Source organism: Stutzerimonas stutzeri (assembly GCF_013522825.1).
GTDB classification, from domain to species: domain Bacteria; phylum Pseudomonadota; class Gammaproteobacteria; order Pseudomonadales; family Pseudomonadaceae; genus Stutzerimonas; species Stutzerimonas stutzeri_AK.
This window is the reverse complement of record NZ_JAAMQZ010000068.1, coordinates 1-9,953: the sequence shown is the minus strand read 5'-3', so window position 1 is coordinate 9,953 and position 9,953 is coordinate 1. Positions and strand designations below refer to the sequence as shown.

The window sequence follows — 9,953 nt, the reverse complement described above, 5'->3', positions numbered from 1 at the left end:
GCGTAAGATCGTCCATGGCGGGTGTAGCTCTCCAGAAATGACGTTGATCGGATTAAGCAACCAAATCATACGTCAAATCATGGCTTTACGCTACATCCGCCAACCCCCGATGAATTTTTCGGGCTAGCTCTTAGGCTTTATGCAACTGAAACAATAATAATGGAGGCACGAAAATGAACCTGGGTCTCGACTATAACTGGTACACCTTGAATTACCGGTACAAGACGGTGGACCACTTCTTTGGCACCAACTTCTGCACCCTCGACACATGCGGCGAGAGCCCGCTGATTAAGGCCAAGAAGGTCGTTCTGAAGAACGACTACGTCCGCCAGTTCATCGATGTATACCACGTCTGAGGTGCCGCCATGACACACAAGGTTGCACTGAACTTCGAAGACGGCGTCACTCGTTTCATCGATGCTAATGCTGGCGAGACTATTGCTGATGCTGCCTACCGCCAAGGCATCAATTTACCCATGGTCTGCCGAAACGGTGCATGCGGCGCCTGCAAATGCTTCGCCGAGAGCGGCCGCTACGACCTCGGCGAGGAATACATCGAGGATGCGTTGAGCGAAGCCGAAGCCGAGCAGGGCTACGTGCTGACCTGCCAGATGCGCGCCGAAAGCGACTGCGTGATTCGCGTTCCGGCCGCATCGGACGTCTGTAAGACCCAGCAGGCCAGCTATCAGGCAGCGATCAGCAACGTGCGTCAGCTGTCCGAGAGCACCATCGCGCTGTCTATCAAAAGCGCATCGCTGAACCAGTTGGCGTTTCTGCCGGGCCAGTACGTCAATCTGCAAGTGCCGGGCAGCGACCAGACCCGCGCCTATTCCTTCAGCTCGCTGCAAAAGGATGGCGAGGTCGGCTTCCTGATCCGCAACGTGCCGGGCGGGCTGATGAGCAGCTTCCTGACCAGCCTCGCCAAGGTCGGCGATAGCGTCAGTCTGGCTGGACCGCTGGGCGCGTTCTATCTGCGCGAGATCAAGCGGCCGCTGCTGTTGCTGGCGGGTGGTACCGGCCTAGCGCCGTTCACCGCGATGCTGGAGAAGATCGCCGAGCAGGGCAGCGAGCACCCGCTCCATCTGATCTACGGCGTCACCCATGACCACGACCTGGTCGAAATGGACAAGCTAGAGGCATTCGCCGCGCGCATTCCCAACTTCAGCTACAGCGCCTGCGTCGCCAGCCCGGACAGCGCCTATCCGCAAAAGGGCTATGTGACCCAGTACATCGAGCCCAAACACCTCAACGGCGGTGAGGTAGATGTCTACCTTTGCGGTCCGCCACCAATGGTCGAGGCGGTCAGTCAGTACATTCGCGCACAGGGCATCCAGCCGGCCAATTTCTATTATGAGAAGTTCGCCGCCAGCGCCTAGAGGCTCCTTTGGTCCGCTTACTTGGTGAGCGGGCCTGTTTTATTCGTGCAGTAGCAGGCCGTTGAAAAACTCGGCTTCAACTGCCCCAACCCGTCCGGTTTGGCGCTTTTTCAAGCGCTTTGGCCTAACGGAGTCCACACAAGGCCTGACTTCAGGCCTTTTTGACAGGTTTCAGCACCACGTTCACGCCTTTCGGCGTTTTTTGGGCGTAACTCGCCCTATACATGCGATCCTCGCCACCAACCCGACAGGCTACCCAGTCGGATCAGGTTGTAGACCGAGAAACCCAGCAATAACTGAGCACTCAGCTTGGCGCGACCGATCAGCTTGGTCTTGCGCAGGCCGCCAACCGTCTTCAGCCAGCCAAAACCTTCTTCGATCCGCTTGCGGATCTTCTGGCTGGCGGCATACCCCGGATGCCGCGTGGTGCGCCCATCGATGGCGCTGCCCTTGCGCTTCTGCGCCACATGCGGTGTCACTTTCAGCTCGCGCGCCCTCTGCACGAAACGCTTCTGGTCGTAATTCTTGTCTGCACCTACCGTGCTGCCCGGCTTGGCCGTGCGCTCCAGCATCTCCAGCGCCGCCTCTACCTCGGCACGTCCATTGAACTCGGTGCATTCCACATCCACGATCAGACCGTTGCGGTGCTCCATCATCGTGTGGGCCATGTGCGCCAGACGACTGGCATCGCCATTGCTCTTGCGCGCCAGCCGGGCCTCGGGATCGCTGGTCGATTGGTGGGTCGCGTTGCTGCGCTTCTCGCCCTTGAAGTCGGCATCGGGGTTGCGCGTGCCATCCTCCGGTGGGTCGCCGCCATCCTTCTTGATAAAGGACTTGTGCGAGGCCCAGGCGTCGATCAGCGTGCCATCGACGCTGAAATGCTCGTTGCTGGCGTACTCGGACCATGCGGCCAGCGACTTGATGCGCTGGAAGAACAGCCGCGCTACATCCTGGTTGAACAAGCGGTCACGGTTCTGGCTGAAGGTCGAGTGATCCCACATGCGCTCGTCCATCGACAAGCCGACGAACCAGCGAAACAGCAGGTTGAAATCAATCTGCTCGACCAACTGCCGCTCGGAGCGAATGGTGTAAATCACCTGCAGCAACGAGGCGCGCAGCAGCCGCTCCGGCGCAATCGAGGCCCGTCCCAGGGTGGAGTACAGCCCGTCGAAGTCCCGATCCATCGAAGCCAGAACGGTATCGACCAGGCCTCGCAGGGGACGCAGCGGGTGATCGTTCGGGATGCGCTGCTCCAGCGTCGTATAACTGAACAGCTCGTTTTGTTTGAGGTCGAGTCCACGCATCGGCTTGGGCTGGCTTCGGCAGAAGAGGATGGCCGCCATTTTGCCAGAGCCACGCGGGCTCTGGCTTTTTTCAACGGCCTGGTAGAGCCCATGTTTCCTGCGAACTTTCCCAAAATTGCATCTGGGCTACACAACCGAGGTGGTTCATGAACAAACGTTTCCAGGACAAGACTGCCGTTATCACCGGCGCTGCCCAGGGCATCGGTCGCCGCGTGGCCGAACGGATGGCGGCCGAAGGAGGTCGGCTGCTGCTGGTCGACCGTTCCGAGCTAATACATGAGCTGGCCGACGAACTGGTCGGAGTCGCTGAGGTGCTGACCCTGACCGCCGACCTTGAGCAGTTCGCCGATTGCCAACGGGTGATGGCGGCGGCGCTCGAGCGCTTCGGTCGTCTGGACATTCTGATCAACAACGTTGGCGGCACCATTTGGGCTAAGCCATTCGAGCATTACCAGGAACACGAGATCGAGGCCGAAGTGCGGCGTTCACTGTTTCCTACCCTATGGTGCTGCCACGCCGCGCTGCCGCCAATGCTCGAGCAGGGCAGTGGCGCCATCGTAAATGTTTCCTCCGTTGCCACGCGCGGGATCCATCGCGTGCCTTATGGCGCGGCGAAGGGTGGCGTTAACGCCCTGACCGCCTGCCTGGCCTTTGAAACCGCCGAGCGCGGCATCCGCGTCAACGCCACCGCGCCGGGTGGCACCCAGGCGCCGCCACGGCGGATCCCGCGCAATAGCGCCGAGCCGAGTGAGCAGGAGAAGGTCTGGTACCAGCAGATCGTCGACCAGACCCTCGACAGCAGCCTTATGAAACGCTACGGAAGCATTGATGAGCAGGTCGAAGCTATTCTATTCCTTGCTTCTGACGCCGCCTCCTACATCACCGGTATGACTCTTCCGGTGGCAGGAGGAGACCTCGGTTGACCCTTATGTCTGGTTAAGAAGAGAAATCGACATGCGCAGAAGCAACGTACATAAGATTGTTGCCGCTGACCGAAAACTGACCCAGTAGAGGCTGTTCTGCCGATCGAAAACTGACCCAGGTGCTCAACTGCTCCTGCTCAATTTATGAGCAGGAGAACACAGGGTGATCAGTATGGAAATGATGGGCAAAATTCGGCGGATGTATTTCCGCGACAAGCTGTCGTTGCATGAGATAGCCAAGCGCACCGGATTGGCGCGCAACACCATTCGCAAGTGGGTCAGAGCGCCGGAAGCCAAGCAGCCGGTGTACCTGCGCCGGGCCATTTTCAACAAGCTGAGTCCGTTTCACGGCACGCTGGAGCAGGCGCTTAAAGCCGACTCGCTGCGTCCCAAGCAACAACGGCGCAGTGCCAAGGCGCTGCTGGCACAAATCAAAGCCGAGGGTTATGACGGTGGCTACAGCCAGCTCACCGCGTTTGTCCGTGCCTGGCGCGGGGATCAGGGCAAGGCAGCGCACGCCTTTGTGCCGTTGACCTTTGCCCTTGGCGAGGCGTTTCAGTTTGACTGGAGCGAGGAAGGCTTGCTGATCGGCGGCATTTACCGGCGCATGCAGGTGTCGCACCTGAAGCTGTGCGCGAGCCGTGCCTTCTGGCTGGTGGCTTATCCGAGCCAAGGTCACGAGATGCTGTTCGACGCGCATACGCGCTCGTTCAGCGCCTTAGGCGGCGTGCCACGCCGAGGCATTTACGACAACATGAAGACGGCCGTCGACAAGGTCAACAAGGGCAAAGGCCGCACGGTGAATGCGCGCTTCGCGGTGATGTGCGCGCACTACCTGTTCGATCCGGATTTCTGCAACGTTGCCTCAGGTTGGGAAAAGGGCATCGTCGAAAAGAACGTGCAGGACAGTCGCAGGCGTATCTGGCTGGACGCCCAAGACCGTCAATTCCACTCCTTCGAGGAACTCAATGCCTGGCTCGGGCAGCGCTGCCGCGCACTCTGGAGCGAGCTTCCGCACCCGCAATACAGCGGGCTGAGCGTGGCTGAGGTGTTGGAGTTGGAGCGGGCCGAAATGATGCCCATGCCCGCGCCCTTCGACGGTTACGTCGAGCGTGCGGCGCGGGTTTCCAGCACCTGCCTGGTCAGCATGGGACGAAACCGCTACTCGGTACCCTGTGAGTACGCCGGCAAGTGGCTCAGTTGCCGCCTGTATCCGACGCGGATCGAGGTGGTAGCTGATGACGTATTGATTGCCAGCCACGCGCGCTTGCTGGATCGCGACCAGGTCAACTATGACTGGCAGCACTACATCCCGCTGATCGAGCGCAAGCCGGGCGCACTGCGCAATGGCGCTCCTTTTGCGGATCTACCAACACCACTGCGGCAACTCAAACACGGCCTGACACGTCATGCCGGCGGTGACCGGATCATGGCGCAAGTCCTGGCTGCCGTACCCGTCGCCGGACTCGATGCCGTATTGGTGGCCGTTGAACTGGTACTCGAAGCCGGCACCCTGAGCGCCGAACACGTCTTGAATGTCGTGGCGCGGCTGACAGCGACCGAGCCACCGCCCTCCGTCGAGACTCACTTGCAGCTCAAGGAAGCGCCTGTCGCGAACACGGCGCGCTACGACCGTTTACGCGGCAGCGTCGAGGAGATCCGTCATGCGTGATCTCATGGCAGAACTCAAAGAGCTGCGCCTGCACGGCATGGCCAATGCTTGGGCGGACTTGACGGCGCAGGGTGAGTCGGCCCTAGCCTCCTCGAAATGGTTGCTCGAACACCTGCTGCAACAGGAGCATGCGGATCGCGCCATGCGCTCGGTGAGCCATCAAATGAACATGGCCAAGCTGCCCATGCACCGTGACCTGGCTGGCTTCGACTTCAGCGCCTCCAGCGCCGACGCACGGCTGATCAGGGAACTGGCCAGCCTGGCCTTCACCGACACGGCACAGAACGTGGTACTCATCGGCGGGCCGGGCACCGGCAAGACCCACCTGGCCACCGCGCTAGCCGTGTCCGGCATCACTCTGCACGGCAAGCGCGTGCGCTTCTACTCCACGGTTGACCTGGTCAATCTGCTGGAGCGCGAGAAGCATGACGGTAAAGCCGGGCGCATCGCCCAAGCACTGCTGCGCATGGACTTGGTCATCCTCGATGAGCTGGGTTACTTGCCATTCAGTCAGGCTGGCGGTGCTCTGCTTTTTCACCTGCTGTCCAAGCTGTACGAGCACACCAGCGTCGTGATCACGACCAACCTGAGCTTCGCAGAATGGTCGCGCGTGCTCGGCGACGCCAAGATGACCACCGCCCTGCTGGATCGGCTTACGCACCACTGCCACATCGTCGAAACGGGCAACGAGTCCTACCGCCTGCAACACAGCAGCTTGGCGGCTCAGGCAAAGATCAAATCACGGGAGCGAAAACGCAAGGACGATCAGAAGCCGGTGGACGACGAACCGTTTTGATTTTAGGGAAAGGATGGCCTGCTGCATGACGACATGTGGCAGGTCTTCAGTCGCCACTTGGGGCGATCGAAAGGAAGGGATTTTAAAGCAGCTGCGCTGATAGACTTATCCACAGTTGCTGATATAGAAATCAGCAATCCGCCCTGGGTCAAATTTCAATCGGCAGGGTGGGTCAATTTTCCATCAGCACCAACATCCCAGGGCGTTCAATGCCGTCGTCTAGCTGCCATACCGTCCTTGCCGAAAGCTTCTTCCGTCGCAACGCAGAGTTGTTTCGCCCGCACCTCGCTGCTGTCGGACTGCGCGAGCAGATTCTCAGCGCACCGGAATCAGAAATTCCAGTGACAAAGTACGTCGCCCTCTGGGAGGTGCTTGGTAGCGAGGTTTCACCGACCATTGGCCTGGAGGTGGCCATGCGCACTGAGAGCAGTGAGCTCGGTGCCTATGGCCATGCCATACGCTGTGCCCCTTCCATGCAATTGGTACTGCGGAGCCTGAGCCGCTTCATGGTGGTGTTGACCCAGGCCACGCAACTGGACTTCGAGGACAACGGCAAGCGGATTAGCCTGGCCTATCGGGTCACCGACGCGTCCATCGTGCAGCGTCGCCAGGATGCGGAATTCACCATTTGCACCATCCTCAACCTGCTTCGTGAGGTGACCCGGAATCCGCAGCTGTCACCTGTTCGAGTGGATTTCGAGCATCGGGCCCCCAGCGACCTGGCCTCCCACCGCGAGGTATTTGGGTGTCCCATTCGCTTCGAGCAGCCGGACAATCGGCTGTACTTCTCACGCGAGTTGCTGGACATGCCAATCCGCACCGCCGATCAGCGCCTGTTCCAGGCCCTCGAGCCCTTCCTTGAACAGCAGCGGCAAAGCCGGGCGGCGTCGACAGACGTGCTCAGCCAGGTCGCCCACCACATTGCCAGCAGCCTGAGCAGTGGCTGTGCCAGCCTGGAGCAGGTGGCCAGCGACCTGAAGATTGGCGTTCGTACATTGCAGAGGCGTTTGGCCGAGCAGAACGTCGAGTTCAGCCAGTTGGTGGAGGATGTGCGCCGCTCCCTGGCCGAGAGCTATGTGATGCAATCCGACTACAGCCTGACGGAGATCGCACTGCAGCTCGGTTACTCCGAAGCCAGTTCCTTCTGCCGAGCCTTCCGCCGCTGGACCCAACTGACTCCCCAGCAGTTCCGCCAACGCGGCCGATCCTGAATCGAGCCGCCCACCTTCCGAGCGGATTGTCATCCGCTGCCAACGATTTTGTCATGAGCTGCCAAGCCTGCGCCTGGGGGCGTCGCATAGCTTATCCCCGCAGATGGGCGTGACTTCAGGCTGACGTACATCGCTCAGCTGGCAGCTTCTTGCGCCCTTCACTTCAAGAACAATGACAAATGAGGTGTGGGTCGATGGCCGATGAAAAAGACGACGCCAAGGGCGTCAGTCGTCGTGGTTTCCTGCGTGGCGCCGGGGCTGGCGCGGTTGTGGTGGCAGGCGCAGGGGTCATGGCAAATGCCATGGGCGCTGAACAGAAAGGCTGCAAGACCGCGGGTTGCGATTACGACGTGGTGGTGATCGGCGGCGGCTTCGCCGGTGTCACCGCCGCCCGTGACTGTCGCAAGAATGGCTACAAGACGCTGGTGCTGGAGGCGCGCAATCGCCTTGGCGGTCGCACCTTCAGCACCGAGTTCGCCGGCCACAAGGTGGAGCTGGGCGGAACCTGGATTCACTGGACCCAGCCCTTCGTCTGGGCCGAGACCCAGCGCTATGGCCTGAAGGTCATCGAATCCCCGGAACGCGCTGAATCGTCACTGGAAACCATGGTGATCCTGGCGGAAGGCAAGCGGACGCAACTTGCTGGCGAAGAGCTGCTGCCGGTGCTGCAAGCGTTCGATACCTACTTCGCGGACGCTCGCGACATCTGGGAACGTCCCTACGACTCCCGCTTCCGCTGGAACAAGCTCATGGCGCAGGACAGCCTGAGTGCCCGTGATCGCCTCGACCAGTTGAAGCTCAACCCTGTGCATCGCGCTGCCGTGGACTCGTATCTGGTGGGTATGTCCCATTGCCCCTCTGACCAGGTTTCCTACAACGAGATGGCACGTTGGTGGGCCCTGCCGGGTTACAACCTGTCGGTCCTCAACGACTCGCTCACTCGCTACACCTTCAAGGACGGCACCATCAGCTTGATCAACGCGATGATCGAAGACGGCAAGCCCGAAGTGCGGCTGTCTACGCCGGTGAAGAAGGTCGAGGACAAGGGCGACCACGTGGTCGTCACCACCCAGAAGGGTGAGCGCATTGTGGCGGGCAGCGTGGTCCTGGCGCTGCCGATGAACGTGCTGCCCAACATCGAGTTCTCTCCGGCGCTGGACCCCAAGCTGATCGAGGCCGCTCACGAACGGCACGCCGGCACCGGAGTCAAGGCGGTCATCAAGGTCAAGGGCAAGGTCGGTGGGGAAGGCAAGCTGTATGGTCTGGCCGACTCGGATCATCCCCTCAATGTGGTGTTCACCTACGCCAAGGCCGAGGACCACACGCTGTTCATCGGCTTTGGCGACGATCCCGCCAAGCTCGACGTCCTGGATCGGGACGCCGTGCAGCAGGTCATGCAGTCCTTCTTCCCGGAAATGGAAGTGGAAGACTGCTTCGGTTACGACTGGAACCTCGACCCCTACAGCCGGGGAACCTGGGCCAGCTACCGACCCGGCTGGTACGGCAAGTATGCCGATCACTTCGGCAAGGCTCCGGGTAGCCGCATGTTCTTCGCCCAGGGCGACCACGGCGAGGGTTGGCGCGGATTCATCGACGGCGCCATCGGCGGGGGCGGCAAGGCGGCCCTGCTCGTCAAGGAGCTGCTGGGATGAAGCAGCTTGGTTTCCTTCTCGCCCTTGGCCTCTGCGCCATCTCCGGCACGGCCGCGGCGGCTTGCGATGCCGCGGCCGGCCAAAAGCTGTTCGAGTCCAAGTGCACCGCCTGCCATTCGCTGGCGGAGCACAAGGTCGGTCCGCGTCTGCATGACGTGTATGGCCGCAAGGTCGGTACGGCGCAGGGCTTTGGCTACACGCCGACCCTGGAGCAGGCCGGCTTCACCTGGAACGCGGAAAAGCTCGATGCCTTCCTGAGCGGCCCGATGAATTTCCTGCCGGGTACCGCGATGGCGTTTGGCGGCCTGCGCAAGCAGGACGATCGGCAAAACATCATCTGCTTCCTCGAACAGCAGAACAGGAGCTAGTCATGAACATCACTCTCTTCACTCGCCCCAAGAGCGTGCTGACTGTCGGTCTGGCCCTGCTGCTGGCTTTCGACCCCAACCTGATCTTCCAGTGGACGGGATTGGTGCTGGGTGACGCCGGCACGTTGCTGGGCCGCATTCTGGGCCTGGTCTACCTGGGGATCGCCATCGAGCTGTGGTTCGTCCGCAGCAACTCAGACCTGCCGGCGCGCAACGCGCTGCTTCTGACCGCAGTCGACTGTTCCGTCGTGGCCTTGCTGGTCCAGGTGCAACTGGCCGGGCTGATGAATGTGCTCGGTTGGGGGCTGATTGCCGTGTACCTCGGCTCCGGCCTGGGATTCCTCTGGTGCGCCATGCAAGTCGCCAGGAATGGCGCCGTACGCGAAAGCCTTTCCTGATCCAAGCGATTTGCACTTTTTTGATATCACCGGATTCCAGCCCCTTCGTACCTTCTGCCCTGCTCGTCGCCACCGGCGCACGGGGCAGACTCATCCTCAGCACAACAAGAATCTCCTGTAGGAGAAGGGGTTTGGGGAGCAATGGAACCAAAAACCAACGTAAGCCCTACCAACGCTTTTCGGTGTCTTCTTCCCAGGCGCCCATCTCGACAAAACAGTTGCGCATGTCGGCCTCCTGGCTGATCTCGGTCAG

Annotated in this window: 9 protein-coding genes and 1 pseudogene; 9 read left to right on the top strand and 1 reads right to left on the bottom strand. The window is 60.7% G+C overall.

The genetic code is table 11. The annotated features are described in order from the left end of the window. Window positions 1-185 precede the first annotated feature (185 nt). A pseudogene (locus G7020_RS23135) lies at window positions 186-356 on the top strand (aromatic-ring-hydroxylating dioxygenase subunit beta); the annotation flags it as partial. Window positions 357-365: 9 nt separating this feature from the next. Next, a complete protein-coding gene (benC, locus tag G7020_RS23130; protein ID WP_037018498.1) occupies window positions 366-1,376 on the top strand; it encodes a benzoate 1,2-dioxygenase electron transfer component BenC in 1,011 nt (336 codons plus the stop codon). Between the two features lie 218 nt (window positions 1,377-1,594). Here the strand turns inward: benC and G7020_RS23125 are convergent, their stop codons facing one another. Next, a complete protein-coding gene (locus G7020_RS23125) occupies window positions 1,595-2,680 on the bottom strand; it encodes an IS5-like element ISPst12 family transposase (protein WP_011913346.1) in 1,086 nt (361 codons plus the stop codon). Between the two features lie 146 nt (window positions 2,681-2,826). On the opposite strand from G7020_RS23125, the gene G7020_RS23120 reads away from it, so the two are divergent. From G7020_RS23120 to G7020_RS23090, 7 genes are all read left to right on the top strand, one after another. Further along, entirely contained in the window at window positions 2,827-3,603 is a 777-nt protein-coding gene (locus tag G7020_RS23120; protein ID WP_003452491.1) for a 1,6-dihydroxycyclohexa-2,4-diene-1-carboxylate dehydrogenase, read from the top strand. Between the two features lie 172 nt (window positions 3,604-3,775). Then, a complete protein-coding gene (istA, locus tag G7020_RS23115; RefSeq protein ID WP_126543471.1) occupies window positions 3,776-5,275 on the top strand; it encodes an IS21 family transposase in 1,500 nt (499 codons plus the stop codon). Then, complete coding sequence (istB, locus tag G7020_RS23110) at window positions 5,268-6,071, top strand: IS21-like element ISPst3 family helper ATPase IstB (RefSeq protein WP_003117254.1); 804 nt, start codon at window positions 5,268-5,270, stop codon at window positions 6,069-6,071. The genes istA and istB overlap by 8 nt, the downstream gene beginning before the upstream one ends. Before the next feature lie 209 nt (window positions 6,072-6,280). Then, window positions 6,281-7,282: an AraC-like transcriptional regulator QhpR gene (gene qhpR / locus G7020_RS23105; protein ID WP_181087178.1), complete on the top strand. Its 1,002-nt coding sequence runs from the start codon at window positions 6,281-6,283 to the stop codon at window positions 7,280-7,282. 194 nt (window positions 7,283-7,476) lie between these two features. Next, entirely contained in the window at window positions 7,477-8,934 is a 1,458-nt protein-coding gene (locus tag G7020_RS23100; RefSeq protein ID WP_023082851.1) for a flavin monoamine oxidase family protein, read from the top strand. Then, window positions 8,931-9,302 carry a c-type cytochrome gene (locus G7020_RS23095; RefSeq protein WP_023082850.1) on the top strand — a complete coding sequence of 124 codons (372 nt, stop codon included), beginning with the start codon at window positions 8,931-8,933 and terminating at the stop codon, window positions 9,300-9,302. The genes G7020_RS23100 and G7020_RS23095 overlap by 4 nt, the downstream gene beginning before the upstream one ends. 2 nt (window positions 9,303-9,304) lie before the next feature. Next, on the top strand, window positions 9,305-9,700 hold the full coding sequence (locus tag G7020_RS23090) for a hypothetical protein (protein WP_023082849.1): 396 nt from the start codon (window positions 9,305-9,307) through the stop codon (window positions 9,698-9,700). Window positions 9,701-9,953 lie beyond the last annotated feature (253 nt).

Bases quoted from the DNA above. Each gene is read 5' to 3' on its own strand.
- G7020_RS23090 (WP_023082849.1), top strand. From the start codon at position 9,305: ATGAACATCACTCTCTTCACTCGCCCCAAGAGCGTGCTGACTGTCGGT.
- istA (WP_126543471.1), top strand. From the start codon at position 3,776: ATGGAAATGATGGGCAAAATTCGGCGGATGTATTTCCGCGACAAGCTG.
- G7020_RS23125 (WP_011913346.1), bottom strand. From the start codon at position 2,680: ATGCGTGGACTCGACCTCAAACAAAACGAGCTGTTCAGTTATACGACG.
- G7020_RS23095 (WP_023082850.1), top strand. From the start codon at position 8,931: ATGAAGCAGCTTGGTTTCCTTCTCGCCCTTGGCCTCTGCGCCATCTCC.
- qhpR (WP_181087178.1), top strand. From the start codon at position 6,281: ATGCCGTCGTCTAGCTGCCATACCGTCCTTGCCGAAAGCTTCTTCCGT.
- G7020_RS23100 (WP_023082851.1), top strand. From the start codon at position 7,477: ATGGCCGATGAAAAAGACGACGCCAAGGGCGTCAGTCGTCGTGGTTTC.
- G7020_RS23120 (WP_003452491.1), top strand. From the start codon at position 2,827: ATGAACAAACGTTTCCAGGACAAGACTGCCGTTATCACCGGCGCTGCC.
- benC (WP_037018498.1), top strand. From the start codon at position 366: ATGACACACAAGGTTGCACTGAACTTCGAAGACGGCGTCACTCGTTTC.
- istB (WP_003117254.1), top strand. From the start codon at position 5,268: ATGCGTGATCTCATGGCAGAACTCAAAGAGCTGCGCCTGCACGGCATG.